This is a genomic window from Pararhizobium sp. O133 (assembly GCF_051669845.1).
Classification (GTDB): Bacteria; Pseudomonadota; Alphaproteobacteria; order Rhizobiales; family Rhizobiaceae; genus Pararhizobium.
In genome coordinates, this window is sequence record NZ_CP196426.1 from 1,257,559 (window position 1) to 1,282,192 (window position 24,634).

30 protein-coding genes and 1 other RNA gene are annotated in these 24,634 nt (G+C 60.4%); 20 read left to right on the forward strand and 11 right to left on the reverse strand.

Annotated elements, in window-relative coordinates; all coding sequences use genetic code 11:
- Positions 1-23: 23 nt before the first annotated feature.
- From ACST81_RS05805 to tkt, 4 genes are all read right to left on the reverse strand, one after another.
- The gene (locus ACST81_RS05805; RefSeq protein ID WP_438751897.1) at positions 24-1,049 is read right to left on the reverse strand and encodes a class I fructose-bisphosphate aldolase; all 1,026 of its coding nucleotides are present in this window, start codon (positions 1,047-1,049) and stop codon (positions 24-26) included.
- Between the two features lie 211 nt (positions 1,050-1,260).
- Positions 1,261-2,460, reverse strand: a complete 1,200-nt coding sequence (locus ACST81_RS05810) for a phosphoglycerate kinase (RefSeq protein ID WP_438751898.1) — start codon at positions 2,458-2,460, stop codon at positions 1,261-1,263.
- A 182-nt stretch (positions 2,461-2,642) separates the two neighbouring features.
- On the reverse strand, positions 2,643-3,653 hold the full coding sequence (gene gap, locus ACST81_RS05815; protein WP_438751899.1) for a type I glyceraldehyde-3-phosphate dehydrogenase: 1,011 nt from the start codon (positions 3,651-3,653) through the stop codon (positions 2,643-2,645).
- A gap of 73 nt (positions 3,654-3,726) precedes the next feature.
- The gene (gene tkt / locus ACST81_RS05820) at positions 3,727-5,709 is read right to left on the reverse strand and encodes a transketolase (protein ID WP_438751900.1); all 1,983 of its coding nucleotides are present in this window, start codon (positions 5,707-5,709) and stop codon (positions 3,727-3,729) included.
- A gap of 341 nt (positions 5,710-6,050) precedes the next feature.
- Between tkt and ACST81_RS05825 the strand changes: the two genes are divergently transcribed.
- The 3 genes from ACST81_RS05825 to ssrS all read left to right on the forward strand — a co-directional run bounded on the left by ACST81_RS05825 (position 6,051) and on the right by ssrS (position 6,949).
- Positions 6,051-6,323 carry a DUF4164 domain-containing protein gene (locus ACST81_RS05825; RefSeq protein ID WP_438751901.1) on the forward strand — a complete coding sequence of 91 codons (273 nt, stop codon included), beginning with the start codon at positions 6,051-6,053 and terminating at the stop codon, positions 6,321-6,323.
- A gap of 30 nt (positions 6,324-6,353) precedes the next feature.
- Positions 6,354-6,731, forward strand: coding sequence for a cell division protein ZapA (locus ACST81_RS05830; RefSeq protein ID WP_438751902.1), 378 nt, complete (start codon positions 6,354-6,356; stop codon positions 6,729-6,731).
- Between the two features lie 60 nt (positions 6,732-6,791).
- Positions 6,792-6,949, forward strand: a non-coding RNA gene (gene ssrS, locus ACST81_RS05835) — 6S RNA.
- An 18-nt stretch (positions 6,950-6,967) separates the two neighbouring features.
- On the opposite strand, the gene ACST81_RS05840 is transcribed toward ssrS, so the two are convergent.
- Positions 6,968-7,852, reverse strand: coding sequence for a LysR family transcriptional regulator (locus tag ACST81_RS05840; RefSeq protein WP_438751903.1), 885 nt, complete (start codon positions 7,850-7,852; stop codon positions 6,968-6,970).
- Positions 7,853-7,940: 88 nt separating this feature from the next.
- On the opposite strand from ACST81_RS05840, the gene ACST81_RS05845 reads away from it, so the two are divergent.
- Positions 7,941-8,168 (forward strand): hypothetical protein, encoded by a 228-nt coding sequence (locus tag ACST81_RS05845; protein ID WP_438751904.1) that lies wholly within the window; start codon positions 7,941-7,943, stop codon positions 8,166-8,168.
- Here the strand turns inward: ACST81_RS05845 and ACST81_RS05850 are convergent.
- Positions 8,163-8,381 (reverse strand): transcriptional regulator, encoded by a 219-nt coding sequence (locus tag ACST81_RS05850; protein ID WP_113105388.1) that lies wholly within the window; start codon positions 8,379-8,381, stop codon positions 8,163-8,165. The two genes, ACST81_RS05845 and ACST81_RS05850, sit on opposite strands and share 6 nt — an antisense overlap.
- Before the next feature lie 269 nt (positions 8,382-8,650).
- On the opposite strand from ACST81_RS05850, the gene ACST81_RS05855 reads away from it, so the two are divergent.
- The 8 genes from ACST81_RS05855 to ACST81_RS05890 all read left to right on the forward strand — a co-directional run bounded on the left by ACST81_RS05855 (position 8,651) and on the right by ACST81_RS05890 (position 13,439).
- Complete coding sequence (locus tag ACST81_RS05855; protein WP_438751905.1) at positions 8,651-9,262, forward strand: 5-formyltetrahydrofolate cyclo-ligase; 612 nt, start codon at positions 8,651-8,653, stop codon at positions 9,260-9,262.
- Positions 9,240-10,064 carry a TIGR00282 family metallophosphoesterase gene (locus ACST81_RS05860; protein ID WP_438751906.1) on the forward strand — a complete coding sequence of 275 codons (825 nt, stop codon included), beginning with the start codon at positions 9,240-9,242 and terminating at the stop codon, positions 10,062-10,064. The genes ACST81_RS05855 and ACST81_RS05860 overlap by 23 nt, the downstream gene beginning before the upstream one ends.
- 47 nt (positions 10,065-10,111) lie before the next feature.
- A complete protein-coding gene (locus ACST81_RS05865; protein ID WP_438751907.1) occupies positions 10,112-10,366 on the forward strand; it encodes a BrnT family toxin in 255 nt (84 codons plus the stop codon).
- On the forward strand, positions 10,353-10,670 hold the full coding sequence (locus tag ACST81_RS05870; RefSeq protein WP_438751908.1) for a BrnA antitoxin family protein: 318 nt from the start codon (positions 10,353-10,355) through the stop codon (positions 10,668-10,670). Before ACST81_RS05865 ends, ACST81_RS05870 begins: the two co-directional genes overlap by 14 nt.
- Before the next feature lie 107 nt (positions 10,671-10,777).
- Entirely contained in the window at positions 10,778-11,614 is an 837-nt protein-coding gene (locus ACST81_RS05875; protein WP_438751909.1) for an MBL fold metallo-hydrolase, read from the forward strand.
- Between the two features lie 16 nt (positions 11,615-11,630).
- A complete protein-coding gene (locus ACST81_RS05880) occupies positions 11,631-12,119 on the forward strand; it encodes a hypothetical protein (protein WP_438751910.1) in 489 nt (162 codons plus the stop codon).
- A gap of 99 nt (positions 12,120-12,218) precedes the next feature.
- Positions 12,219-12,965 carry a YebC/PmpR family DNA-binding transcriptional regulator gene (locus ACST81_RS05885; RefSeq protein ID WP_438751911.1) on the forward strand — a complete coding sequence of 249 codons (747 nt, stop codon included), beginning with the start codon at positions 12,219-12,221 and terminating at the stop codon, positions 12,963-12,965.
- A 117-nt stretch (positions 12,966-13,082) separates the two neighbouring features.
- A complete protein-coding gene (locus ACST81_RS05890) occupies positions 13,083-13,439 on the forward strand; it encodes a cupin domain-containing protein (protein ID WP_438751912.1) in 357 nt (118 codons plus the stop codon).
- A 37-nt stretch (positions 13,440-13,476) separates the two neighbouring features.
- On the opposite strand, the gene ACST81_RS05895 is transcribed toward ACST81_RS05890, so the two are convergent.
- Positions 13,477-14,478 carry an LLM class flavin-dependent oxidoreductase gene (locus ACST81_RS05895; RefSeq protein ID WP_438751913.1) on the reverse strand — a complete coding sequence of 334 codons (1,002 nt, stop codon included), beginning with the start codon at positions 14,476-14,478 and terminating at the stop codon, positions 13,477-13,479.
- 178 nt (positions 14,479-14,656) lie between these two features.
- Between ACST81_RS05895 and ruvC the strand changes: the two genes are divergently transcribed.
- Genes ruvC through ruvB form a run of 7 tightly spaced genes read left to right on the forward strand, consistent with a single transcriptional unit; the run spans position 14,657 to position 18,301 of the window.
- A complete protein-coding gene (ruvC, locus tag ACST81_RS05900) occupies positions 14,657-15,169 on the forward strand; it encodes a crossover junction endodeoxyribonuclease RuvC (protein WP_113105383.1) in 513 nt (170 codons plus the stop codon).
- Positions 15,170-15,224: 55 nt separating this feature from the next.
- On the forward strand, positions 15,225-15,473 hold the full coding sequence (locus tag ACST81_RS05905; protein WP_438751914.1) for an AbrB/MazE/SpoVT family DNA-binding domain-containing protein: 249 nt from the start codon (positions 15,225-15,227) through the stop codon (positions 15,471-15,473).
- Positions 15,473-15,886: a type II toxin-antitoxin system VapC family toxin gene (locus tag ACST81_RS05910; protein ID WP_438751915.1), complete on the forward strand. Its 414-nt coding sequence runs from the start codon at positions 15,473-15,475 to the stop codon at positions 15,884-15,886. Before ACST81_RS05905 ends, ACST81_RS05910 begins: the two co-directional genes overlap by 1 nt.
- 13 nt (positions 15,887-15,899) lie before the next feature.
- The gene (ruvA, locus tag ACST81_RS05915) at positions 15,900-16,517 is read left to right on the forward strand and encodes a Holliday junction branch migration protein RuvA (RefSeq protein WP_438751916.1); all 618 of its coding nucleotides are present in this window, start codon (positions 15,900-15,902) and stop codon (positions 16,515-16,517) included.
- 52 nt (positions 16,518-16,569) lie between these two features.
- Complete coding sequence (locus ACST81_RS05920) at positions 16,570-16,860, forward strand: AbrB/MazE/SpoVT family DNA-binding domain-containing protein (RefSeq protein WP_438751917.1); 291 nt, start codon at positions 16,570-16,572, stop codon at positions 16,858-16,860.
- Between the two features lie 14 nt (positions 16,861-16,874).
- The gene (locus ACST81_RS05925) at positions 16,875-17,264 is read left to right on the forward strand and encodes a PIN domain-containing protein (protein ID WP_438751918.1); all 390 of its coding nucleotides are present in this window, start codon (positions 16,875-16,877) and stop codon (positions 17,262-17,264) included.
- Positions 17,261-18,301: a Holliday junction branch migration DNA helicase RuvB gene (gene ruvB, locus ACST81_RS05930; RefSeq protein ID WP_438751919.1), complete on the forward strand. Its 1,041-nt coding sequence runs from the start codon at positions 17,261-17,263 to the stop codon at positions 18,299-18,301. Before ACST81_RS05925 ends, ruvB begins: the two co-directional genes overlap by 4 nt.
- A gap of 110 nt (positions 18,302-18,411) precedes the next feature.
- Here ruvB and ACST81_RS05935 read toward each other — a convergent pair whose 3' ends face one another.
- The 3 genes from ACST81_RS05935 to ACST81_RS05945 are packed head-to-tail and all read right to left on the reverse strand — an operon-like array spanning position 18,412 to position 21,450.
- The gene (locus tag ACST81_RS05935; protein ID WP_438751920.1) at positions 18,412-19,362 is read right to left on the reverse strand and encodes an NAD-dependent epimerase/dehydratase family protein; all 951 of its coding nucleotides are present in this window, start codon (positions 19,360-19,362) and stop codon (positions 18,412-18,414) included.
- Between the two features lie 13 nt (positions 19,363-19,375).
- Complete coding sequence (locus ACST81_RS05940; protein WP_438751921.1) at positions 19,376-20,233, reverse strand: glycosyltransferase; 858 nt, start codon at positions 20,231-20,233, stop codon at positions 19,376-19,378.
- A complete protein-coding gene (locus ACST81_RS05945; RefSeq protein ID WP_438751922.1) occupies positions 20,230-21,450 on the reverse strand; it encodes an NAD-dependent epimerase/dehydratase family protein in 1,221 nt (406 codons plus the stop codon). Before ACST81_RS05945 ends, ACST81_RS05940 begins: the two co-directional genes overlap by 4 nt.
- A 123-nt stretch (positions 21,451-21,573) precedes the next feature.
- Here ACST81_RS05945 and ybgC point away from each other — a divergent pair, with 123 nt between their 5' ends.
- The gene (ybgC, locus tag ACST81_RS05950) at positions 21,574-22,017 is read left to right on the forward strand and encodes a tol-pal system-associated acyl-CoA thioesterase (RefSeq protein ID WP_438751923.1); all 444 of its coding nucleotides are present in this window, start codon (positions 21,574-21,576) and stop codon (positions 22,015-22,017) included.
- Between the two features lie 3 nt (positions 22,018-22,020).
- On the opposite strand, the gene ligD is transcribed toward ybgC, so the two are convergent.
- The gene (gene ligD / locus ACST81_RS05955; protein ID WP_438753401.1) at positions 22,021-24,630 is read right to left on the reverse strand and encodes a DNA ligase D; all 2,610 of its coding nucleotides are present in this window, start codon (positions 24,628-24,630) and stop codon (positions 22,021-22,023) included.
- Between the last annotated feature and the right edge of the window lie 4 nt (positions 24,631-24,634).

Here is a 24,634-nt window from a genome sequence, read left to right on the forward strand (position 1 = left end):
TCTTTTCCTGGGACGTCTAAAACTTACGCTGCCTTTTCAAGCTCCTTCTTCCAGCCGCCCGTGGCGGCAAGGCTGCACATCTGGGCGCGATGGGCAAAAGCGCGCTGGCCGGCGGCGACGTTTTCCGGCTTACCACCCCAGGCGGTGAGCGCCTCGGTCTGCAGTGCCCGGCCATAGGAGAAGGTCATGCCCCAAGGCAGGTCGTAACCGGCCTTCATGGCCGAGAGATGGGCGGTCGCTTCTTCGGTGGACTGGCCGCCGGACAGGAAGGCGATGCCCGGAACGGCCGAGGGGACGGTGCGCTTCAGGACCTTGACGGTGCGCTCGGCGATTTCGGCGACGGATGCATGCCGAGCCTTCTTGCCGTCGATGACCATGCTCGGCTTCAGGATCATGCCTTCGAGGCTGACGCGGGCGTCGCTCAGTTCCTCGAACACGATCCGCAACGTCTCTTCGGTGATCTCTTCCGAACGGTCGATCGAGTGGTCGCCGGGGGCGCCATCCATCAGCACTTCCGGCTCGACGATCGGAACGATGCCGGCTTCCTGGCAGAGTGCGGCATAGCGGGCGAGCGCCTGTGCATTGGCCTTGATGGCGCCGAAGCTCGGCAGGACATCGGAGACAGAGATGACGCCGCGCCATTTGGCGAAGCGGGCGCCGGCGTCATAATAGGTCTTCAGGCGGCCGGCCAGGCCATCGAGGCCCTCGGTGATCGTCTCGCCCGGGAATTTCGCCATCGGCTTGGCGCCGGTATCGACCTTGATGCCGGGCACGGCGCCGGCTGCGCGGATGACATCGACGAATGGCGTGCCGTCGGCCGCTTTCTGGAACAGGGTCTCCTCGTAGAGGATGACGCCGGAGATATAGGCCTTCATCGCCTCGTCGGCACGAAACAGCATTTCGCGGTAATCGCGGCGCGACGTTTCAGTGGAAACGAGCCCGATCGTGTCGAAGCGCTTGCCGATCGTCGCGGTCGATTCGTCCGCCGCCAAAAGCCCCTGGCCCGTTGCCATCATGGCGGCTGCGATGTCTTCCAGTCTTTCGCTCATTGATGTTCTCCTGTTGTCCTTATGGATCGCGGATAGCAGAAGAATACGGCAACGAAAACGGAAGTTAAATTGTTTAAAACGATTTAACTTAATTTAATCGTTTGAAATACCGACGTTATTTTGCAGTGCAGTGGAAAAGTCCGCCGCAAAAAACCCCCGGCCGCTGGCCGAGGGTGATGATCTTGCAATTGGCCGGGTGAAACGGCTTGCGTTACTTCTGCTGGTGCAGGATATCGACGCCCGGCAGCGGCTTGCCTTCCATCCATTCCAAGAAGGCGCCACCGGCGGTCGAGACATAGCTGAGATCGTCGGCAACACCGGCATGGTTCATCGCCGAAACCGTATCGCCGCCACCGGCAACGGACACCAGCGCGCCGCTCTTGGTGCGGGCTGCTGCATGCTTGGCGACCGCAACCGTGGCCTTGTCGAAAGGAGCGATCTCGAACGCGCCGAGCGGGCCGTTCCAGACCAGCGTTTCGGCTTTGCTCACCCAGTCGTTGATGGCGGCGACCGACTTCGGGCCGACGTCCAGAACCATGGCATCGGCCGGGATCGCTTCGATGTCGACGACTTCGTTTTCAGCGCCAGCCTTAAACTCGCGGGCGACCACGCCGTCGACCGGCAGGACGATGGCGCAGCCGGCTGTCGCGGCTTCGGTCATGATCTGCTTGGCGGTGGCGGCCAGGTCATGCTCGCAGAGCGACTTGCCGACATTGGTGCCGCGTGCGGCGATGAAGGTGTTGGCCATGCCGCCGCCGATGACGAGGGCATCGACCTTTTTCACCAGGTTCATCAGGAGATCGATCTTGGTCGACACCTTGGCGCCGCCGACGATGGCGACGACCGGACGCTTCGGATTGCCGAGGCCCTTTTCCAGCGCTTCCAGTTCGGCCTGCATGGTGCGACCGGCATAGGCGGGCAGCAGGCGAGCGAGGCCTTCGGTCGACGAATGGGCGCGGTGCGCGGCGGAGAAGGCGTCGTTGACATAGATGTCGCCATTGGCGGCGAGCGCCTTGGTGAAATCGGCGTCGTTCTTTTCCTCGCCGTTGTGGAAGCGGGTGTTCTCAAGGAGCAGGATATCGCCATTGGCGATGCCGGCAATCGCGCCAGAGGCCTTGTCGCCGATGCAATCGGCTGCGAAATGGACGCGCTGGTCAAGAATGTCCTCGACGGTGGGCGCGATCAGCGACAGCGACATATCAGCGACCGGCTCGCCCTTCGGGCGGCCGAAATGGGCGAGCAGGATGACCTTCGCGCCCTTTTCCGAAAGTTCTCGGATCGTCGGCACGACGCGCTCGATGCGGGTGGCGTCTGTCACCTTGCCGTCCTTGACCGGAACGTTGAGATCGACGCGCACGAGCACGCGCTTGCCGGCGATATCGGTGAGGTCGTCGATGGTCTTGAAAGTCATGGGTGTTCTCCGCTGATGTCTATGTGTCGCACCAAGGCTCGATCAATGTTTGAGAGCGTGCGGCAGTCTCGAATATCCCTCCCCCTTGTGGGGAGGGTGGCCCGAAGGGTCGGGCGGGTTTTCTTTGAATGGAAAAGTCCCCTCCCCAACCCTCCCCACAAGGGGGAGGGGGTCCATCGAATTTAGATCAGCTTGGCCATCGCAACGGCCGTGTCGGCCATGCGGTTGGAGAAGCCCCATTCGTTGTCGTACCAGGACAGGATACGGACGAACTTGCCTTCGAGGACCTTGGTCTGGTCGTTGGCGAAGATCGAGGAATGGCTGTCATGGTTGAAGTCGCGCGAAACCAGCGGTTCGTCGGTGTAGCCGAGGATACCCTTGAGAGCGCCGTCGGACGCAGCCTTGATTGCGCCGTTGATTTCGGCGACGGTCGTGTCGCGCTTGGCAACGAACTTGAAGTCGACGACCGAGACGTTCGGGGTCGGAACGCGGATCGAGGTGCCGTCGAGCTTGCCCTTGAGGTGCGGCAGCACGAGGCCGACGGCCTTGGCAGCACCGGTGGAAGTCGGGATCATCGACAGGGCCGCAGCGCGGGCGCGGTACAGGTCCTTGTGCATCGTGTCGAGCGTCGGCTGGTCACCCGTGTAGGAGTGGATCGTGGTCATGAAGCCGTGATCGATACCGACGACGTCGTCCAGCGTCTTGACGACCGGAACCAGGCAGTTGGTCGTGCACGACGCGTTGGAGATGACCAGGTGTTCCTTGGTCAGTTCGGTGTGGTTGACGCCGAAGACGACGGTGAGGTCGGCACCGTCGGCCGGAGCCGAGACGATGACGCGCTTGGCGCCGGCCTGAAGGTGCAGGGCGGCCTTGTCACGCGACGTGAAGATACCGGTGCATTCGAGCGCGATATCGACACCCATTTCGCCATGCGGCAGGGTTGCCGGGTCCTTGATCGCAGTGACCTTGATCGGCTTGCCGCCGGCAACGATGATCGTGTCGCCTTCGACCTGTACGGTCGCCGGGAACTTGCCGTGGATCGAATCGTAGCGCAGCAGATGGGCGTTGGTCTCGACCGGGCCAAGATCGTTGATGGCGACGACTTCGATGTCGGTACGGCCGGATTCGACGATGGCGCGCAGAACGTTGCGGCCGATACGGCCGAAGCCGTTGATGGCAACTTTTACAGTCATTTCAGGTCTCTCCCTGTCTCAGGTGCTTTGCGGGGGAACGGGGCGCGCGTGGGCCGCACGCCCCGGAAGGAAATCAGGCGAGCTTCTTTTCGGCGGCAGCGACGATGGCGTCGACGGTGATTCCGAAATGCTTGAACAGATCCTTGGCCGGGCCGGAGGCGCCGAACGAGTGCATGCCGACGAAATCGCCATCCGAACCGATGAAATAGTCCCAGCCCTGGCGAACCGCAGCTTCGGCAGCGATCTTGACCGGTGCATCGCCGATGACCGACTTGCGGTATTCATCCGGCTGTTCCTGGAACAGCTCGAAGCACGGAACGGAGACGACGCGGGCGGCGATGCCCTTGCCGTTCAGCTGTTCGGCGGCCTTGACCGCAAGCTCGACTTCCGAGCCGGACGCGAAGATCGAAACCTTGGCACCTTCGGCGGAGCGAAGCTCGTAGGCGCCCTTGGCGCAGAGGTTGTCTGCTTCGTAGGTCAGGCGCGACGGCGCGAGGTTCTGGCGGGTGAGCGCCAGACCGGACGGACGATGCTGTTCCTTCAGCGCGAGCTGCCAGCACTCGGCGGTCTCAACCGCGTCCGCCGGACGGAACATCAAGAGGTTCGGGATGGCGCGGAGCGCTGCCATGTGCTCGACCGGCTCGTGGGTCGGGCCGTCTTCGCCGACGCCGATGGAATCGTGTGTCAGGACATGGATGACGCGGATGCCCATCAGGGCGGCGAGGCGGATCGACGGACGGCAATAATCCGAGAAGATCATGAAGCCGCCGGAATAGGGGATCAGGCCGCCGTGCAGGGCGACGCCGTTCATGGCAGCGGCCATGCCGTGTTCGCGGATGCCCCAGTGCATGTAGCGACCGGAGAAGTCGGTCGGGGTGATCGACTTCATCTGGCTGGTCTTGGTGTTGTTGGACGGCGTCAGGTCGGCCGAGCCGCCCAGCGTTTCCGGCAGCACGCCATTGATGACTTCGAGCGCATCTTCGGAAGCCTTGCGGGTGGCAACCGTCGGCGGAGCGTCGGCCAGCTTCTTCTTGTAGGCATCGATCGAGGAGTCCAGGTTGGTGGTGAGTTCACCGGCGAAACGGCGGGTGAACTCGGACTTCTTGCCAGCTTCCGTGCCGGAGAGACGACCTTCCCAGGCTTTGCGTGCGTCAACCGAACGGGTGCCGACGGCGCGCCAGGCGTCGAGAATGTCGGCTGGGGTTTCGAAGGCCGGGCTTTCCCAGTTCAGCGCCTTGCGGGTAGCTGCAATTTCGTCGGCGCCGAGCGGCGAACCGTGGACCTTGTGGGTTCCGGCCTTGTTCGGAGCGCCGAAGCCGATCGTCGTCTTGCAGGCGATGAAGGTCGGGCGATCCGACTTCTGCGCGGCTTCGATCGCGGCAGCGATCTCGTCCGGGTTGTGGCCATCGACACGGATCGTGTTCCAGTGAACGGCCTGGAAGCGGGCAATCTGGTCCGTCGAGTCCGACAGCGAAACAGCGCCGTCGATGGTGATGTTGTTGTCGTCCCAGAAGAGAACGAGCTTGTTCAGCTTCAGGTGGCCGGCCAGCGCGATGGCTTCGTGGCTGATGCCTTCCATCAGGCAGCCGTCGCCGCACAGAACGTAGGTGAAGTGGTTCTGCAGGTCGGAGCCGAACTCTTCCTCGAGCTTGCGCTCGGCGATCGCCATGCCGACGGCATTGGCGATGCCCTGGCCGAGCGGACCGGTGGTGGTTTCGATGCCCGAGGCATGACCATATTCCGGATGGCCGGCGGTCTTCGAGCCAAGCTGGCGGAACTGCTTGAGATCCTCCACCGTCATATCTTCGTAGCCGGTCAGATAGAGCAGCGAGTAGATGAGCATCGAGCCATGGCCGGCCGACAGCACGAAGCGGTCACGGTCGGCCCAGAGCGGCGTCTTCGGATCGAATTTGAGGTAACGGGAGAATAGAACCGTTGCCACGTCGGCAGCACCCATGGGCAGGCCCGGATGGCCTGAATTCGCCTTTTCGACGGCGTCCATGGAGAGGAAACGGATCGCATTCGCCATCCGGTCGTGTTTTTCGCGAGAGATCATAGACTGTTCCGCTTGAGTTCGGTGGACAGGGAACGGTCTCTATCCTCCAAAGACCGTATGAGAAGCGGCTGACACATAGCAGTTGCTTCGACGGAGTCAATAAATACGGCCTTTTTGAACGGCTCGGTAGAGGCTTTTTGGTCGCGATTCCATTGATCCGGCTTCAGATTGTCGCCGCCGATGCAAATCGATTTAAAAACCGGTGATCCACAGCTTCTGCAGGCAGCGCGGGCCGTTACCGTTGTAGAGACTTGCCGAATGGGTCTAAGAGTGTGATTGGCATTGAAATGCAGGGCCCGGGCGGCGATTCGAGGTTGTCCGGAGCGTATCGGGAAAGCGTGATGGCGGCAGGAAAGACAGTCAAAGCGGCGATCGAAGAGTTGCGCAACGCAGTCGGCAGCCTCGAAAACGCCATTGACGGGCGCTTCGACCGGGAGCGTGACCACGGCGAGATCGAAGGCGAGGTTCGCCGCGTCAACACCGACCGGTCGCGCCTCGCGCAGGAACTGGACCAGTCGCAGTTCCGCGCCAATCGCCTTGAGGAAGTCAACCGCGAAGTCTCGCGCCGTCTGGTGACGGCCATGGAAACGATAAGGGCAGTGCTGGACCGCTGAGACGGGGTCCGCCTGCGGGTCAGGTGACGAATGGCGCAAGTAACGGTGATGATCGACGGCAAGGCCTATCGCATGGCATGCGAGGAGGGCCAGGAAGATCACCTGACCGAACTGGCCACCCGCTTCGATCAATATGTCAGTCACCTCAAGAGCCAATTCGGCGAGATCGGCGATCTCCGGCTGACCGTCATGGCCGGCATCATGGTGATGGACGAACTCAGTGAAGTGGACCGCAAGCTGAAAAGCCTGCAGACCGAAGCCGACAATCTCAAGCAGGGTCGTGACGCCACCCAGTCCGACAATGCCCGGGCCGAGGAGGCACTCGCTTCCGCGCTGTCCGAGGTGACGGCGCAAATCCACGGCATCGCGCAGAAGCTGTCGGGCAAGCCGGCTTCCGTTTCCAACTGAATTTTGATTAGTTGCCACCGCGCCACTGGCGCAAGCCATCACCACACTCTATATTGCCAATGCGGTCTGCGCTTCCCGACAGGAACCACAATCCCTGGGGCCATACTCGATCCAACGGGAGCTGTCCCTGACCTGGCCCGTGGGCTAGGTCACATGGCGCCCACCTACGTTTGTAGGCACCCAGGATCGTAAACATCCATCGGTCGTGTGGATCGCACTTTCTCTTCCCCAAAAATTCACGCCTGCCCCGACGCCCGAAACGCCTCACGAATGGCATTGCACATCGTCTCGACGATCCGCTTGTTGCCGCGCGGTCGCGCCTTCAGGATGACATTGGAAAAGTCGATGACGTCGTAGCCGTCATCCGCGGTCAGTTCGCGGCAGCCGGCGGGGATGCTGCTGCGGGTCAGCGGCGCGATGGCGAGGCCGGACGTGACGGCGGCGATCAGGCCGCTGCTGGTGCGGCTGACATAGGCGACGCGGCTTTCCCTGTTGCGCTTGATCAGGCTTTTCAGCGCCAGTTCGTCGCACCATCCGTTCTTGAGATAGGTATAAGTGGCGATCGGTAGCGGGTGGCGGAGATGGGTCTGGTGCTGATCCGATGTCACCCAAACGGTTGGGTCAACCATCAGCACTTCGTTGCGCGTCGGGCCTCCGGGCTCGAAGACGATGGCGATGTCGATCTCGCCGGCATCGAGCGCCGCGAGATTGTGCATGGAGACCCCTTGCTGCACGGTGACCTCGACGCCCGGATGAACGGCAGCGAAGGCGCCGAGCGCCCTGGGCAGGGTCGAATTGATATATTCCTCGGAAATGCCGATCCGCACAGACCCATCCAGCGCCGGAAGGCGGATGGCGGCGGCGGTATCATCCAGTAGCGTCACGATGCGGCGGGCATTGTCGAGAAGCCGGATGCCGTGACCGGTCATGTTGACACCGCGCGATCCGCGCTCGAACAGCGTCTCGCCGAGGATATCCTCGAGCTTCTTGATCTGCATGCTGACGGCCGATTGCGTGCGGCCGACCGTTTCGCCGGCCTTGGTGAAATTGCCGCTTTCGGCCACGGCGACGAAGGTGCGCAACAGGTCGCTTTCGAGGGGAGGGAACATCACGGCCGCCATCTGTTTTTCTGATGGCAGACATTTTTGCAATTCGTTTGTCTCATGTCAAATCCGCGCCGATACTATGCCCGCATAGCAGGGAGTGCGGATGATGGCCCATGTGACGGAACACGGTTGGATCGAGGTCGGGCAACGGCTGCAAGACCTGTGGACGCGGGTGCATGGGTGGTTTGTTGTGGAGGCGGTCGAAGTGCATCTCGACGAGATCATCCGCCGGGGCGGCAATCATTTGCTCGATGATATCGGTGTCGAGCGAACACGATCAGAGGATCAGGCCCTGACAAAGGGCGTACGGCACCGCTTCTGGATGTTATGAAATCAGGTCCATGCGGGCGGCGCGAAAGACCGCTTCGGCGACATTGCTGGCCTGCAGTTTCCGCATCGCGCTGTCGAAAGCCTCGTCGATCCGGTCGTGGGAAATATCGGTTTCCCGCGTAATGTCTTCGCGGTTGCGGCCGCGCGCCGCAAGCGACAGGCAACGAAGTTCCAGTGGATCGAGTTCCGTCAACATCTTGTCCTTCATGGACATGTCCGGCTCCGCTTCAAAGCTGAACAGTTCCCCGCAACGCCGGAAGCGGGCACAGAACTGTTTTCATGATGATAATGGTTTCTGTCTCTCGCATATCGGGACAAGCGCGCGAAAGCGTAACTGGTTGGCATGATGAACAGACCTCTAATCTGTTTCAGAATGGGAAAGGACGGTTTTCCGTCGCAAAAAGTTGCAGGGCGGACGTTTGCGCGGCCCCTGTCCACGCTTTATGGTCTATGAAAGACAGTGGCAGCCGGGAAGACATGCTGATGACACCGAGGGAACTGAAGGCCGCGTTGCGCACCGAGCGACTGGCGTTGCGTGATTCGATGACCGCGGAAGCGCGGATCGAGGCGAGCCTCGCGATGCTCGACCATGCCGGCGATACCATCGAATTCGAGCCGGGGCAGGTCATTTCCGGCTTCTGGCCCATCCGCTCCGAAGTGGACGTTCGGCCGCTGATGGCGCGCCTGCGCGAACGCGGCGCGCGTCTGTGCCTGCCGGTTATTCTCGACAAGCAGACGATCGTCTTTCGCGAAATGGTGCCGGGCGCGCCGGTCGTCGCCACCGGTTTCGGCACGGCGGGGCCGGGGGAAGACGCGCCGGAAGTCGACCCGGATATCATGCTGATCCCGCTTTCTGCCTTCGACAAGGCCGGCCACCGCATCGGCTATGGCGCCGGTTATTATGACCGCGCGATCGACCGCCTGCGCCAGAAAGGGCATATGCCGGAACTGATCGGGATTGCATTCGACTGCCAGGAAGTGGCATCTGTGCCCGCTGAGCCGCATGACGTGGCGCTGGCTGCCCTCTTGACGGAAAGCGGGCTCAGGATTTTCGGGCTAGGAATAAGCAAATATGAGACTTTTGTTTCTGGGTGACATGGTGGGCAAGACCGGCCGGACGGCGGTCTGGGAAAAGCTGCCCGGCCTGATCAGCGACCTGAAACTCGATTTCGTCATCGTCAACGGTGAAAACGCCGCCGGCGGTTTCGGTATCACCGAGGAAATCTTCATCGAGACGATCAATGCCGGCGCCGACGTGGTGACCACGGGAAACCATGTCTGGGACCAGAAGGAGGCTGTTTCCTTCTGCCAGCGACATGACCAGTTCCTGCGCCCGGCCAATTATCCGGCGGGCACGCCCGGCCGGGGCTCGAACCTCTATTTCGCCCGCAATGGCGCCCGCGTGCTCGTCGCCAACGTCATGGGACGTGTCTTCATGCACCCGGAACTGGACGATCCCTTCAAGGCTGGTGAGGCGATCCTCGCCGCCTGTCCGCTGAAGGAACAGGCCGACGCCATCATTTTCGACTTCCACGCCGAGGCGACCAGCGAGAAGCAGTGCTTCGGCCATTTCGTCGATGGTCGCGCCTCGTTCGTCGTCGGCACCCACACCCATGTGCCGACCGCCGATGCCCAGATCCTCAACGGCGGCACAGCCTATATGTCGGATGCCGGCATGTGTGGCGATTACGATTCCTCGCTCGGCATGGAAAAGGAAGAGCCGCTCAACCGGTTCATTTCCAAGATGCCGAAAGGCCGTTTCGAGGCGGCGTCAGGTCCCGCCACCCTTTGCGGCGTCGGCGTCGAGATTTCCGATCGCACCGGACTTGCGGAAAAGATCGCGCCTCTCAGGATCGGGCCACGGCTGGCGGAAACGATCCCGGCGTTCTGGAGTTAAGCCGGTCTGTCGATCCTTGCTCTGCGATTAAATGTGATACAAAAATCATGAAAATCGTTTATGATGAAAACAAGCGAATATTGAACCTGAGAAAGCATGGGCTCGATTTTGCAGCGCTTCGCCCGGAATTTTTCGCAGCAGGCATTGTTGTGCTGGCCAAGTTGAACCGGCTAAAAGCGATCGGCCCCTTCGATGGAGAGACCGTATCGGTGGTATTTTTTCAGTTGGGCAGTGAAGGCCTCTCCGTGATCTCGATGAGACCCGCAAGTCGAACGGAAAGGAAGCTCTATGGCAAACGTTAAGAAGGTTGAATTTGATATCCCGCCTATTACAGACGAGGAGGAAGCGCGGATTCAAGCCATGATCGCTAGTGATCCTGACAACCCGGAATGGACAGAAGAAGATTTCAAAAACGCCCGGCCCTTTGCCGAGGTTTTTCCTGAACTGATGGAAAGCATCCGTCGTTCGCGCGGGAGGCCCGTGGTCGAGGCGCGAAAGCAGCAGATCTCGCTGCGACTCGATCCAGACGTAATCGCCAAGTTCAAAGCGACAGGTAAAGGCTGGCAGGCGCGGATTAACGACATCCTGAAAGAGGTCAAGCTCTAACGACCTTCCGCAATGACGCGATTGTGAGCGCTTGGCTGCAATCGGCGCTTTACCCCGCATTTTCCATGCCTATCTTCGTCGGTCATGCAAACCTGAGCCGAAGGTGCATGATGACGCGATTGTTCCTATTCGCATTTGCCGCCATCGTTCTTCTGCATGTGCTCTGGCCGATGCCGGCGCATGCGCAGGATGCGCGCCTGCCGGTCAGCCAGTGCCAGGCGATTGCGCAAGGTCTTCCCGATGTCACTTTCGCCAATTTCAAGCCGGCGGTCCTGCTCAATGTCCAGGCGGCGGCGGAAGAGGTCACGATTACCTATATCGGCCATTCCACCTTTCTCATCGAGACGCCTGATGGTGTTTCCATCGCGACCGATTTCAGCGGCTGGTATGCGCCGCCAAAGGTGCCGGATGTGGTGACGATGAACAAGGCGCATTCCAGCCACTATACGCTGACACCCGATCCGGCGATCAGGCATGTGCTGCATGGCTGGGGCGACGACGGAAAGCTTGCGGATCACGACATCGTCGTCGGCGACACCTATATCCGGAATGTAACCACGGACATCCGGTCTTTCGGTGGAGCGATGGAGCCGGACGGCAATTCGATCTTCATCTTTGAAGTGGCCGGGCTCTGCATTGGTCATCTCGGCCATCTGCATCATGAACTCGATGATACCGACTATGCCGAGATCGGCCGGCTCGACGTGGTGATGGTGCCGGTCGATGGCGGGCTGACCATGGGCGCCGAAAGCATGAGCCGGGTGGTGACACGGCTGCGCTCGTCGCTGATCCTGCCGATGCACCGGCGCGGACCGCCGGTCACGAACTTCCTTCAGATGTTCGGCGATGGCTTCGACAAAAGTTTTGCGACGTCGGACAATCTTCGAGTGTCCCTGCGTTCCTTGCCAAGGAAGCCGCTGATTTATATCCTGCAGGGCGTTTGATGCCGGATTTGATGGAATGAAATTGATTACCGCCTGCCTGCTCGCGTTGTTCTCCATGTCGTCCTTCGTCCTAGCCGATGGCGCACCACCGCCGCGGATGCCCACCGCAGATGGAGGCAAGACAGCTGATGTGCCGGAAGAAGCGCCCGACGTGACGTCTCACGGCAAGCAGGAAGAGTTCGTCCTGCCCTCCGGCAATATCGGCTGCATCTATACGCCGAAAGGCGGAACGGCGGTCTACCAGCCGGCGGATGGCGGCCCGGAACTCTCCTGCGACCGGATCGAGCCGCGCTATGTTCGCGCGACATTAGCCCGAGAAGGTGCGGCCACGCTCTACAAGGATGTCAGCGACCAGAGTTGCTGCTCGGCCGGCCCGGTGCTCGACTACGGCGAGACATGGACAGCCGGCCCGTTCTCCTGCCTATCGACCCGAACCGGTCTTTCCTGCAAGCGCGACGACGGTCATTCCTTTTTTCTCAGCCGCAAACGTCTGGCCGCCAATTGACCGGCTCAGCGGAAAAAATCGGCGTCCTCTGGACGCAAAGCGCCAATGAAATTATAAGGCGCCCAATTCCAAACACGACAAGCATGTGAAGAGGGCGTCATGGCCGGTCATTCCCAGTTTAAAAACATCATGCACCGCAAGGGTCGCCAGGACTCGATCCGCTCGAAAATGTTCTCGAAGCTCGCGCGCGAGATCACCGTCGCGGCCAAGAACGGCCTGCCTGATCCGACGATGAACGCGGCGCTCCGCCTCGCTGTCCAGAACGCCAAGGCGCAGTCCATGCCGAAGGACAACATCGACCGCGCGATCAAGAAGGCTTCGGGCGCCGATGCGGAAACCTATGATGCGGTCCGTTACGAAGGCTATGGCCCGGGCGGCACGGCTGTTATCGTCGAGGCGCTGACCGACAATCGCAACCGCACCGCCTCCAACGTCCGCTCGACCTTTACCAAGGCCGGTGGCGCGCTGGGAGAAACCGGCTCGGTTTCCTTCTCCTTCGACCATGTCGGCGAAATCACCTACAAGCTTTCCGCCGGCAGCGCCGACAAGGTGATGGAAGCGGCCATCGAAGCCGGTGCCGAAGACGTCATCAGCGACGAAGACGGCCACTCTATCATTTGCGGCTTCGAGGATATCGGCGAAGTCTCCAAGGCGCTGGAAGCCTCGCTCGGCGAAGCCGAAACGGTCAAGGCGATCTGGAAGGCACAAAACACCGTACCCGTCGACGAAGAACGCGCGCAGTCGCTGTTGAAGCTGATCGACACGCTGGAAGACGACGATGACGTTCAGAACGTCTACACCAACTTCGAAGTTTCCGACGAAGTTCTGGCCAAGCTGTCGGCCTGATCCGATCAAACGTGAACCGGCCCGCATGGACTGGTTCACGCCGCGGCCTGTCGGAATTGGCAGGCCGGCTTCGCTCATCGATGGTTAGGCTTGGCCTTTTTAAGAGGATAGCTGATCATGCAGACCGTAACGAAACTCGCCGCACCCGTTCCTGCCGACGGAGATTCCGCCACATTGGATGGCTGGGTCGTGGTATCGGGCACACCATCCATGAAGACCTGGGCGCTGCACACATCGTCCGACGGCTCGATGGTCTCCGGCTACTGGGAAGCGACACCCGGCACCTATCACGCCACCTACACGGCTTACGAATTTGTCCACATGATCGCCGGCACCATCATCATCACGCCGGATGGCGGAACGCCCGTCACCGTGGGTGCTGGCGATGCCTTCGTCGTCGAGGCCGATTTCAAGGGAACCTGGGAAATCATCGAGACGGTGCGCAAGCACTTCGATTTCAAGGTTTCAGCCTGATCGCAGTAAGCCCCGGATCATCTCCGGGGCTTATTCATTAGGCAGCCTTTGCCAATTCCTGTTGCGCGCCCGCAAACAGGCGCACCGATTTCAGCCTGGCGTCCATGTCGTAGATCGGCATTGAGACGATCAGCTCATCGGCCTCTGTCTGCGCAAGGAAGCGGTCGAGCTTGGTCTTGACCGTTTCGGGGCCGCCGACGACCGCATAGGTCATGGCATGATCGACGAAGATCTTTTCGTTTTCGCTCCACAGGCCATCCATGGAATCGACCGGCGGCGGAAACTGGCCGCGCGCGTTGCGTCTCAGTGCCGCAAAGGATTGCTGCATCGAGGTAAAAAGATAATTTGCTTCGGCATCCGTGTCGGCGGCCACGCCCATGATGCCGACCATGGCATGCGGCTGGTCGAGATATTGCGACGGCTCGAAACGTTCGCGGTATATTTCCAGAGCCGAGAGCAGCATGTCCGGCGCGAAGTGCGAGGCAAACGCGAAGGGCAGGCCGAGCATGCCGGCGAGGTGCGCGCTGAAATGGCTGGAGCCGAGCAACCAGATCGGCACATTGCTGTCGGCGCCGGGTACGGCGATCAGGTCCTGGCCGTCCTTGTTCGGTCCGAGCAGGGCTTGCAGTTCAACGACGTCATTGGGGAAATTGTTGGCGCTGGCCTCCATGTTGCGACGGAGCGCCGACGCGGTGCGCATGTCGGTTCCCGGCGCGCGGCCAAGGCCGAGATCGATGCGCCCGGGATAGAGCGCCGCCAGAGTTCCGAACTGCTCGGCAATCACCAGCGGCGAATGATTGGGCAGCATGATGCCGCCGGATCCGACGCGGATCGTCTTCGTGCCGGCCGCCACATGTGAGATGACGATGGATGTTGCAGCGCTGGCAATGCCCTTCATGCCGTGATGTTCGGCGAGCCAGAAGCGCTTGTAGCCGGAGGCTTCCGCTTCCTGCGCCAGGCGCCGGGAATTCTGTAAAGCCTGGGAGGCGTTTGACCCTTGCGTGATCGGTGAAAGGTCGAGGATCGAAAAGGGGACCATGGAAAAAGCCTTTGATCAGCGAATTTGATGAAAGACTATGTAAGATCAAATTTCCGGAATCCAAGCTAAGTGGCAATCGGAATTGCAGCGGCCGTTTATCCACCAGATCGCTGTGGATGTTTTTGTTTTGTTCACATTTTGCTGGCAGCGTCCGGCTATGAGTATTAAGCTTCCCGTCATGCAAAACACGATTCGTATCATCGGCATCGACCCCGGCCTGCGCCGCACCGGCTGGGGTGTTATCGATACGCTCGGAAATTCGCTGCGTTTCGTCGCTTCCGGCACGGTGACCTCCGATGGCGACATGGATCTCGCCTCACGGCTCTGCCAGTTGCACGATGGCCTTGCCGACGTCATCCACCTCCACAAGCCGGACGAAGCCGCTGTCGAACAGACCTTCGTCAACAAGGACGCCGTGGCGACGCTGAAGCTCGGCCAGGCGCGTGGCATCGCCATGCTGGTGCCGGCGCGTGCCGGCCTGCAGGTGGCCGAATACGCGCCGAATGCGGTGAAGAAGTCGGTGATCGGCGTCGGTCATGGCGAAAAGCAGCAGATTCACATGATGCTGAAAATCCTGATGCCGAAGGCCGAGTTCAAGGGCAATGACGCGGCCGACGCCTTGGCGATCGCCATCTGCCACGCCCACAATCGCGGCGGCGCCCGCATGCGCATGGCGGCGCTTGCAGGGTAGTTCGTTCTTGACTTGTTCCGTTCTCGCGATTAAGTAATACCTGAGAGGTATTACCATGCGTGTCACTGAAAAAGGCCAAGTTACCATTCCGAAGAATGTGCGGGCGAACTTGGGTATAGAGCCCGGGTCGAGCGTTGAATTTATCTTGCAGGGAAACGAAGCCGTTCTGCGGCGTGTCGAGCCTGCCCAGGCGGCGATCGAGCGTTCGGTGCAGGAGTTTTCTGATCATCTAAACCGCCATAAGGGGTCGATGAACCTCGGCGATATGGATGGCGGTGAATTTTATCGGCTGCTGAGGAGCTGATGGCAACGTTGGTCGACACGAATGTGCTGATTGATGTGTTCCATACAGGCAGCGTTTTTGAGGCCTGGTCTGCGTTGCGCCTTGCGGACGCGAAACGCATCGGTTCCGTCATCATCAATCCCTTGATCTATGCCGAAATGGCAGCTGGTTTCGTTCTCTCATCGACACTCGACGCGGTCCTGTCTCCGTCCGCTTTCCAGCGGGAGGATTTGCCGTGGGAGGCTGCGCATGCTGCCGGACAGGCCTTTCTGAGGTACCGGAAATCAGGTGGGGACAAGCGGTCACCCTTGCCGGATTTTTATATCGGCGCCCATGCAGCGGTACGCGGTTATCGGATTTTGACGCGTGATCCAGCCCGCTACAAACTCTATTTCCCGTCCGTCGAACTGATCACGCCGGAAACCCACCCATGAAGGATTTTGCGCCATGATTGGCAAGCTCAAGGGAACGATCGACGAGATCGGCGACGACCATGTCGTGCTCGATGTGCATGGGGTTGGGTACGTCGCCCATTGCTCGTCGCGCACATTGTCGAAGTTGGGTTCTCCCGGCGAGGCGGCGATCCTGTTCATCGAAACCTATGTACGGGAAGACCAATTCCGGCTGTTCGGCTTCCTGACGGCGCTCGAGCGTGAATGGTTCCGTCTTCTGCAGAGCGTGCAGGGCGTCGGCTCCAAGGTGGCGCTGGCAGTCTTGTCGGTGCTGACGCCTGGCGAACTGGCAAACGCCATCGCGCTGCAGGACAAGACATCGGTTTCCCGCGCTCCCGGCGTCGGCCCGAAGGTCGCCGTGCGTATCGTCACCGAGTTGAAGAACAAGGCGCCGGCCTTCGCCGGGGAAGCCGCCGCCAATATCGGCCTGAAGCAGGAAATCGGGGAGGGAGTTGCCTCCGCCCCGGTTGCAGACGCAGTTTCGGCGCTCAGCAATCTCGGGTACTCGCGCGACCAGGCGGCAAATGCGGTGGCCGCCGCCCTGAAGAATGGCGGCGAGGGACTGGATAGCGCCAAGCTGATCCGCCTTGGGCTGAAGGAACTGGCGCGGTGATGCCTTGCTTTTGGGATGGCGCCTTACTATTTTTAAAAGGTAAGGAGCAGACTTGGAGGTTGGTTTGAAACATAATGCGACGATCACGTCGAAAGGCCAGATGACCGTTCCGAAAGCAGTACGGGATGCGCTTAACATCCAGCCGGGCGACAAATGTTATGTCTGGGTTCGCAATGGCGAAATGATCGTTATTCCGCGTAACAAGAATTTTGCGGATATGGCGGGTATACTCGGAAAGCCCCCTTATGGAACTGGCGCAACGATTGAAGACTTGTCCCGCGCAGCGATGGAAGGGGCGGCGGAAGATGTGATGCGGTCACTTCGGCAGGCCGATGTCGACTGATGGCTCGAATTGGCGTGGATACCAATATTCTTGTTCGTCTCTTCGTAAAGGATGACGCGTTGCAGTTTGCATCCGTTGTAAAACTTTTGAAAAGTCGTGGCGATAATGATGTCTTTTTTATTAACATTATCGTTCTGATCGAAACTTTATGGACGTTGCGCAGTCAATACAGGTATGGAAAGCCGGCCCTTCTAACTCTTGTACAAGCACTTCTGGAACGCGCAGATCTGGAAATCGATCAATATGAAATCGTTGGAAATGCCGTCAATCTGTCGAGAGTTTTAGGCGCGGATATATCCGATGCAATCATCGGCGAGTTGAACCGCCTGTCCGATTGCAGCTGTACAATGACTTTCGATGCCAAGGCCGCCAAGACAGTCCCCGGAATGGAATTACTCGCATGACTGACGCCACACGTCTGATCGCACCGGAAAAGCGCGGCGAGGATCTCGATACGACGCTACGGCCGCAGACGCTGGACGAGTTTACCGGCCAAGCGGAGGCGCGCGCCAATCTGAAGATCTTCATCGAGGCGGCGAAGAATCGTGGCGAGGCGCTGGATCATGTCCTGTTCGTCGGCCCGCCGGGCCTAGGCAAGACGACGCTGGCGCAGATCATGGCCAAGGAACTCGGTGTCAATTTCCGATCGACCTCCGGTCCGGTCATTGCCAAGGCAGGCGACCTCGCCGCCCTTCTGACCAATCTCGAAGATCGAGACGTGCTGTTCATCGACGAAATCCACCGGCTGAACCCGGCGGTGGAGGAAATCCTCTATCCGGCAATGGAGGATTTTCAACTCGACCTGATCATTGGCGAGGGACCGGCGGCACGTTCGGTCAAGATCGACCTGTCGAAGTTCACCCTGGTTGCGGCCACGACCCGGCTCGGCCTGTTGACCACGCCGTTGCGGGACCGTTTCGGCATTCCGGTGCGGCTGAATTTCTATACGGTCGAGGAGCTGGAATCGATCGTGCGGCGCGGCGCCCGCCTGATGGGGCTCGGCATGACCGATGACGGCGCCCGTGAAATAGCCCGCCGCGCGCGCGGTACGCCCCGCATTGCCGGTCGCCTGCTGCGCCGGGTGCGCGATTTCGCCGAGGTCGCCAAGGCGGAGGCTGTCACCAAGGAGATTGCCGACGAGGCGCTGACCCGGCTGCTGGTCGACAATATGGGTCTGGACCAGCTGGACAAACGCTACCTCACCATGATCGCGCTCAATTTCGGCGGCGGTCCTGTCGGGATTGAAACGATCGCAGCGGGCTTGTCGGAGCCGCGCGATGCGATCGAAGACATCATCGAACCCTACATGATCCAGCAGGGCTTCATCCAGCGCACGCCGCGCGGGCGCATTTTAACCGCAAATGCATGGAAACACCTTGGAATGCAGGTGCCGAAGGATCTGGAAGCCACCCAGTTCCGCCTGTTCCAAGAGGATGATTGATTGATCGACGGCTCGGCTTTCCGAAATTGGTCGGCGGCCGCTGCGACAGAATGGGTGTATGGGGGAACGGTGTTCCTGCTGTATAAAGTGCGACAGGGAACCCGATTGCGTCATATATGACGCACGGCGCTGTAGAGCCCGATAGCCGGCGGTGGCTGTGACGTGGTCGCCATATCGGCAGCGAGCTCCGCGACGGTGCGCTCCAGCAACGCCTTGCCGCCCGGCATCCAGCCAAGTGCGCCGATCTTGCAGCAGCCCATCGCGTTGATCGCCCTATCGTCCCCTTCCGGCGTCGGATGCGGACAGTCGGTCACGCGCTGCAGGACCGACAGGATTTCCCGGTTGCTGGTGAGGACGTCCGAGACATTGAACGTCTCGCCGTTGACGCGGACAGCATCGGCTTCGAGCATCAGCCGGACGGCGCGCGCCACGTCATCGCCGTGAACCTCGGTGCCGGAGCGCGGCGGGACCGGTCGGCCCGACAGATAATCTTCGAAGAGCGAGGCCCATTTGTCCCGGCGGCCCGGTCCGGCCGGCCCGTAGATGCCGGTTGCCCGAAGGCTGGCGGTGACGAAGCCATGGTCGCAGAGCGAAAGCAGACTGCGTTCGGCCTGCAGCTTCACCTCGCCGTAGAGCGTCTCCGGCTTGCCATACATGTCTTCCTTCAGCAGCGTGCCGAGCGGTTGCGGGCCGTAGGCCGCCCGGCTCGACAAGAAGACGCAGCGGCGTACGCCGGCATCGCGGGCCGTCTCGAACAATCGCACGGTTCCATCCAGATTGGCGCGGCGAAAACCATCCGGATCGTCGCCTTCGCCGCCGCGAAACTTTCCCGGCAGATGATCAAAGGCGGCATGGACGAAATAATAGATGTTGTCGAAAGCCTCGATCTGGTCCGCTTCCGGATCGAGCCGAAGCGGCACGAAAGGCACATTCCTGGAAAAGAAGTCCGGTTGCGGCGCGGTGCGGCCGCCGACGGTGACCTTGTAACCGCTGGCCAGCAGGTGCTCGACGATGAAGCGGCCGGCATAACCGGTACCGCCGGAAACAAGAACACGTGTCATGAGCTTCCTGACTTCAACCTGCCGGATTGGGCAGGCTGGTTATCTCCGGAATATCCTCGCCGGTGAAGAAAGCATACCAGAGATCAATCAGCGGCTGCAGCCTCTCCGACTTCGGATGGTCCTTTTCCCATGGTTTCTCATATTGATAATGCAGCACCCCGATCGACGCCCAGTTCCACAGGTCGGGCATGGCAAACCAGACATATTGCAGCATGTTCATCGTCACCGGCAGGCCGTGCCAATCCGGGAAGAAGGCCTGCAGGAAGGTCTGGTCGGTGCGCGGCCAGAAGGCATCCGGCGTATCCAGTCGCGCCAGCATGGCATCGAATGTTTCGAGGGACGGCTTTGCGACGAAGACGCCGGAGTTCAGCCGGTGAAAGTCGGCCAGACTCTCATAGACATTCGGCGCGGCGGAAAATTCCGGATAATCGAAATAGCGGTCGATGTTCTTCAGAACCAGCGCGTCTGCATCGATGAAGAGACAGCGGTCATAGTCCGTCAGTTGCCAGAGGCGCAGCTTGCAGAAATTGTCGAGGGGCGAATGAAAGGCTGGCTTGCGACCCTTGGTGAACGGTGCGTTGCCATGCACGTTGTTGCGGCTGTGGCGGTTGTTGAAGCCGTCTGATAGCGGCAAAAGGTCGGTCGGGACAAGCCGGCAGCCGAAGGCACGCAAGGGCTCCAGCATCTGCGGCTCGACGCCATCGGTGTGCAGGGCGACGATGTCGGCGCCGGTTTGCGTGTGGCGGATCGAGCGGGCCAGTGCAATCGCGCCCATGGCGTAGTCGGCATTGGTCACCAGCGTGACGAATGCGTTGCGCGAGTCGGCTACACCGGACGCCGTGATGCCGCTTTCGGACCCTGACGGTGTCATGAAACCGATTTCAGCCTTCTTCCTTCCGGATCGTGATTGATCTTGGCGGCGATGTCCCTGGTCCAGGCCGAGACCGCCGGAACGCGGCTGCGATCGACGCGGTAGGCGTATTTCTTGCCGACATCGACGATTTCCGCAAGCAGGCCGTCCTGCAGGGTGATCGGGTTCAGGCCGAGGCTGCGAAACTTTTCGTTGCGCACGACAAGTTCGTTTTCGGCGGCTTCCTTGCGCGGGTTCGGCAGCCAGGCGATTTCGGAGCCGGTGAGGCCGGCGATCATCTCGGCCAAGTCGCGAACCCGGTGCGTCTCGGTCATCTGGTTGAAGATTTCAACGCGGCTGCCGCGCTGTGGCGGGTTCTTCAGCGCCAGTTCGATGCAGCGGACCGAATCCTGGATGTGGATGAAGGCACGCGTCTGGCCGCCGGTGCCGTGTACGGTCAGCGGATAGCCGATCGCCGCCTGGATCAGGAAGCGGTTGAGCACGGTGCCGTAATCGCCGTCATAGTCGAAGCGGTTGATCAGCTGTTCGTGGCGGCGCGTCTGCTCGGTATGCGTTCCCCAGACGATGCCCTGATGCAGGTCGGTGATCCGCATGCCGTCGTTCTTGGCGTAGAACTGGAACAGCAGTTGATCCAGGCATTTGGTCATGTGGTAGATCGAGCCCGGATTGGCTGGATAGAGGATTTCCTGCCGTGCCGTCTCGCCACTCTCGGTCTCGATGCCCACCGAAAGGTAGCCTTCCGGAATGGCGGCGCCGACCGTCGAATAGCCGTAGACGCCCATCGTGCCGAGATGCACCAGATGCGCATCGAGGCCGATCTCGACCATAGCGTTCAGCAGGTTATGCGTGGCGTTGACGTTGTTGTTGACCGTGTAGTTCTTGTGCCGGTCGCTTTTCATCGAATAGGGCGCGGCGCGCTGTTCGGCAAAATGAATGATGGCATCCGGGCGGTTTTCGGCAAGCCATTTCTTCAGGAGTTCGTAATCGCGGGCAAGGTCGATCAGATGGAAGTGGATGCGGCGACCGGTCTCGGCGTGCCAGATGCGGGTGCGTTCCTGGATGCTGTCCATCGGAGTCAGGGATTGAACGCCGAGTTCGGTATCGATCCAGCGGCGTGACAGATTGTCGAGAATGTGAATGTCATGCCCGGCATCCGACAGATGCAGCGACGTCGGCCAGCCAACGAAGCCATCACCGCCAAGGACAGCAATCTTCATAGGTCAATCTCCTGTGAGACGAGAGGTCATGGGTACGGTGATAGGGGCGGAATGTGACAGGACGACAATGCTTGCCAAACGGCTTTTGTTCCGCCACAGAAAAAGAAAAATTCGAGGATCGGGATGACTTTGATTGCGCTGTCAGGCGAGTTGACGGACCATGGCCACCGGCTGGTGCAACGGGTCTATTACGAGGACACCGACTTCTCCGGCGTCGTCTATCACGCCCGCTATCTGCATTTCATGGAACGGGCCCGCACGGACTATCTGCGGCTTCTCGGCGTCGAACAGGCGACGCTGGCGATCAAGGGCGATACCGAGGGGTTGGTTTTCGTCGTTCACCGCATGGAAATCGATTTCAAGGCGCCGGCGCGCATGGACGATATCCTGACGATCACCACGACGACGGAAAAGGCAGGTGGCGCCAAGATGGTGCTTGTCCAAGAAATCCATCGGGAAGGGACGCTGCTAATCGCCGCCAAAGTGATCATTGCTGTGATCAACGGGCAGGGCAGGCCGCGGCGCCTGCCGGAAACGCTGGGAAAGAAGTTCCGGGGCGAGGCCTGAGCCTCAGGCTTCGATCGCCTTCAGCATTGCCTTGGTCAGGTTCTGCTTCCAGTCCGCGTCGGCCCAGGGGGCCGGCTCATTTTCCAGCCGTTCAAGGATATCCGGAATATGGAAGCTGTTGGCGGCGTCGAGATCGGCGAGTTCCTCCCAGGTGACGGGCGTGGCCACCGGCCCACTGGCGCGGGCGCGCACCGAGTAGGGGGCAACGGCCGTCGAGCCGCGTTCATTGCGCAGCCAGTCGATGAAGATGCGGCCTTTGCGCTTCGCCTTGGACATGGTGGCAATGTAATTGTCGGGGTCATTGTCGGCGATTTTTGACGACAGGCCCTTGGCGAAAGCTTTGGCGTCTTCCCAGACGGCCGGGCGCGACAGCGGCACGATCACGTGGATGCCCTTGCCGCCGGACACCATGGCCACGGACTTCAGTCCCAGCGTCTGCAACGCCTCGCGCAGCACAAAAGCCGCCTTTTTCACCGTCTCGAACGTCACGCTCGGATCGGGATCGAGGTCGAAGACGAGCCGGTCGGCTGCATCCAGCCGCTTGATCGTCGAGCCCCAGATGTGTAGTTCGATTGTGCCCATCTGCACTGCGGCGACGAGCCCTTTCGCATCGTCGACATAGAGATAATTGGCCGTGTCGCCGTCCGATTCCTCGATCGGCACCTGATGGATTTCATTCGGAAAGCCGTCGCTGGCATGCTTCTGGTAGAAGCATTGGTGATCGGGGCCTTGCGGGCATCGCAGGATGGAGGCGGGGTGATCGGCAATGAAGGGCAGCATGCGGTCGGCGACGACACCGTAATAGCGGGCAAGATCGATCTTGGTGATATCCGGATCGGAAAACAGAAGCCGCTCCGCATGGGTAATGCGGATGCCGAGCACGTCTCCGTCCGTGTCCTTCTCCCTGCGCTTTGCAACAGGCTTTTCCGCGGCGGCCTCGCTATGTGCCGGTTTGCTCTCCTTCTTCGCCGCAGCCTTGGCCGGCGGCGTCTTCTTCGTTTCCGGTATCACGGCGGAAGCCTCCTTGTCCTCGCGCAGGCCTTCGAAGGCACCGTGGCGAATATGACCATCAGCGGTAAATTCGGCGAAATCGACCTCGGCGACAAGCTCCGGGGTCAGCCAGACGGCGCCGCGAGAAATATCTTTCGGTACGGTTTCAAACGGCGAGGTCTTGCGCTTCAATTTCTCGAACCGAGCCGCCAGGTCCGTCATGGTCTCCTCGTCGAAGCCGGTGCCGACCCGGCCCTGATACACGAATCGATCACCATCATAGGCGCCGACCAACAGGGATGCGAAGGCCCTTCCGCGTTTGTCGGACGGCGAATAGCCGCCGATGACGAATTCCTGCCGTTTGGTGCATTTGATCTTCAGCCAGCTGCCGACGCGGCCTTCTCGGTAGGGCGCATCGGCCTGCTTGGCGATGATGCCCTCCTGTCCGGCCTTGCACATGGCCTGAAAGACCTTTTCGCCATTGCCGCGAACATGCTCGCTGTACTGGATGGCGCGGCTGGCCTCCAGCGTATCGAGCAGCTCTTTCAAGGCCTGCTTGCGCTCGACGAGCGGCTTCTTGCGCAGGTCCTGGCCGTCCAGGTGCAGGAGGTCGAAGGCATAGAAGCGCGTCTCACCGCCGGTTTTGATGGCTTTTTGCAGGGCGGAGAATTTCGAGCCTTCCTCGGATGGGGCGACCGCTTCTCCGTCGATCAAAGCGGTATCGCAATCGAGATCGGCAAATGCGTGGGCGATGTCCGGAAACTTTGCCGTCCAGTCGAGTCCCGTCCGGGTAAAGCAGGTGACGCCCTGTTTGCCGATGGAGATCAGCAGCCGGTAACCGTCGAATTTCGCCTCGTTCAGCCAGTCATCGCCAGCGGGCGCGTCTTCGGTCAGCGTCGCGAGTTGCGGGTTGACGAAAGCCGGAGCATCGCCGCGACGCTTCTTCTCCGTCTTGTGCGAGGTTTTCTCCGCGATGGCACCGGCCCTGACATTGGCTTCGGCACTTTTGTTCGACTGCCAGACATGGGCTTTTTCTTCGCCATGGCCGGAGGCGATCTCCTCCATAGAGCGTCCCGTCTTGATGCTCGTCAGGTTTTCTGTGAGCAAGCTCTCGCCATCTTCGGCCATCTCATCGTCATGTTCCTTGATGAGCAACCAGTTTTCGCGCTTCTCGCCATGTCGCGGCTTCATCCGCACCAACGTCCAGCCGCCATGCATGCGCTGGCCGTGAATATGGAATTTCAGTTTGCCGTCCTTCAGGCCCTCGTCCGGATCGTTATCCGGCTCCCACCAGCCTGTGTCCCAGAGCATGACCGTGCCGCCGCCATATTGCTTCTTCGGGATCGTGCCCTCGAAATCGCCATAGGCCAGCGGATGGTCCTCGGTGCGCACGGCAAGGCGCTTGTCATCCGGATTGATGCTCGGTCCGCGCGTCACCGCCCAGCTTTTCAGCACGCCTTTCCATTCCAGCCGGAAATCATAGTGGAGCCGCGTCGCGTCATGTTTCTGGATGAGAAAGAGCTTTCCGGCCTTCGAGCGTTTTGTCGAACCTTTTGGCTCAGCGGTCTTGGTGAAGTCACGCTTGCGATTGTATTCCGTCAGCGGATCGTGGTGCTGGGCCATGGTG

What these genes read in the sequence shown, in the direction of transcription:
- ruvC (WP_113105383.1), top strand. Translation starts at nt 14,657, where the DNA reads ATGCAAAACACGATTCGTATCATCGGCATCGACCCCGGCCTGCGCCGC.
- ACST81_RS05885 (WP_438751911.1), top strand. Translation starts at nt 12,219, where the DNA reads ATGGCCGGTCATTCCCAGTTTAAAAACATCATGCACCGCAAGGGTCGC.
- ACST81_RS05845 (WP_438751904.1), top strand. Translation starts at nt 7,941, where the DNA reads ATGATGGCCCATGTGACGGAACACGGTTGGATCGAGGTCGGGCAACGG.
- ACST81_RS05940 (WP_438751921.1), bottom strand. Translation starts at nt 20,233, where the DNA reads ATGACACCGTCAGGGTCCGAAAGCGGCATCACGGCGTCCGGTGTAGCC.
- ACST81_RS05830 (WP_438751902.1), top strand. Translation starts at nt 6,354, where the DNA reads ATGGCGCAAGTAACGGTGATGATCGACGGCAAGGCCTATCGCATGGCA.
- ACST81_RS05860 (WP_438751906.1), top strand. Translation starts at nt 9,240, where the DNA reads ATGAGACTTTTGTTTCTGGGTGACATGGTGGGCAAGACCGGCCGGACG.
- ACST81_RS05875 (WP_438751909.1), top strand. Translation starts at nt 10,778, where the DNA reads ATGATGACGCGATTGTTCCTATTCGCATTTGCCGCCATCGTTCTTCTG.
- gap (WP_438751899.1), bottom strand. Translation starts at nt 3,653, where the DNA reads ATGACTGTAAAAGTTGCCATCAACGGCTTCGGCCGTATCGGCCGCAAC.
- ACST81_RS05870 (WP_438751908.1), top strand. Translation starts at nt 10,353, where the DNA reads ATGGCAAACGTTAAGAAGGTTGAATTTGATATCCCGCCTATTACAGAC.
- ACST81_RS05880 (WP_438751910.1), top strand. Translation starts at nt 11,631, where the DNA reads ATGAAATTGATTACCGCCTGCCTGCTCGCGTTGTTCTCCATGTCGTCC.
- ACST81_RS05805 (WP_438751897.1), bottom strand. Translation starts at nt 1,049, where the DNA reads ATGAGCGAAAGACTGGAAGACATCGCAGCCGCCATGATGGCAACGGGC.
- ACST81_RS05905 (WP_438751914.1), top strand. Translation starts at nt 15,225, where the DNA reads ATGCGTGTCACTGAAAAAGGCCAAGTTACCATTCCGAAGAATGTGCGG.
- ACST81_RS05935 (WP_438751920.1), bottom strand. Translation starts at nt 19,362, where the DNA reads ATGACACGTGTTCTTGTTTCCGGCGGTACCGGTTATGCCGGCCGCTTC.
- ACST81_RS05890 (WP_438751912.1), top strand. Translation starts at nt 13,083, where the DNA reads ATGCAGACCGTAACGAAACTCGCCGCACCCGTTCCTGCCGACGGAGAT.
- ligD (WP_438753401.1), bottom strand. Translation starts at nt 24,630, where the DNA reads ATGGCCCAGCACCACGATCCGCTGACGGAATACAATCGCAAGCGTGAC.
- tkt (WP_438751900.1), bottom strand. Translation starts at nt 5,709, where the DNA reads ATGATCTCTCGCGAAAAACACGACCGGATGGCGAATGCGATCCGTTTC.
- ACST81_RS05825 (WP_438751901.1), top strand. Translation starts at nt 6,051, where the DNA reads ATGGCGGCAGGAAAGACAGTCAAAGCGGCGATCGAAGAGTTGCGCAAC.
- ybgC (WP_438751923.1), top strand. Translation starts at nt 21,574, where the DNA reads ATGACTTTGATTGCGCTGTCAGGCGAGTTGACGGACCATGGCCACCGG.
- ACST81_RS05850 (WP_113105388.1), bottom strand. Translation starts at nt 8,381, where the DNA reads ATGTCCATGAAGGACAAGATGTTGACGGAACTCGATCCACTGGAACTT.
- ACST81_RS05865 (WP_438751907.1), top strand. Translation starts at nt 10,112, where the DNA reads ATGAAAATCGTTTATGATGAAAACAAGCGAATATTGAACCTGAGAAAG.
- ruvA (WP_438751916.1), top strand. Translation starts at nt 15,900, where the DNA reads ATGATTGGCAAGCTCAAGGGAACGATCGACGAGATCGGCGACGACCAT.
- ACST81_RS05840 (WP_438751903.1), bottom strand. Translation starts at nt 7,852, where the DNA reads ATGGCGGCCGTGATGTTCCCTCCCCTCGAAAGCGACCTGTTGCGCACC.
- ACST81_RS05810 (WP_438751898.1), bottom strand. Translation starts at nt 2,460, where the DNA reads ATGACTTTCAAGACCATCGACGACCTCACCGATATCGCCGGCAAGCGC.
- ACST81_RS05910 (WP_438751915.1), top strand. Translation starts at nt 15,473, where the DNA reads ATGGCAACGTTGGTCGACACGAATGTGCTGATTGATGTGTTCCATACA.
- ACST81_RS05895 (WP_438751913.1), bottom strand. Translation starts at nt 14,478, where the DNA reads ATGGTCCCCTTTTCGATCCTCGACCTTTCACCGATCACGCAAGGGTCA.
- ACST81_RS05855 (WP_438751905.1), top strand. Translation starts at nt 8,651, where the DNA reads ATGACACCGAGGGAACTGAAGGCCGCGTTGCGCACCGAGCGACTGGCG.
- ruvB (WP_438751919.1), top strand. Translation starts at nt 17,261, where the DNA reads ATGACTGACGCCACACGTCTGATCGCACCGGAAAAGCGCGGCGAGGAT.
- ACST81_RS05945 (WP_438751922.1), bottom strand. Translation starts at nt 21,450, where the DNA reads ATGAAGATTGCTGTCCTTGGCGGTGATGGCTTCGTTGGCTGGCCGACG.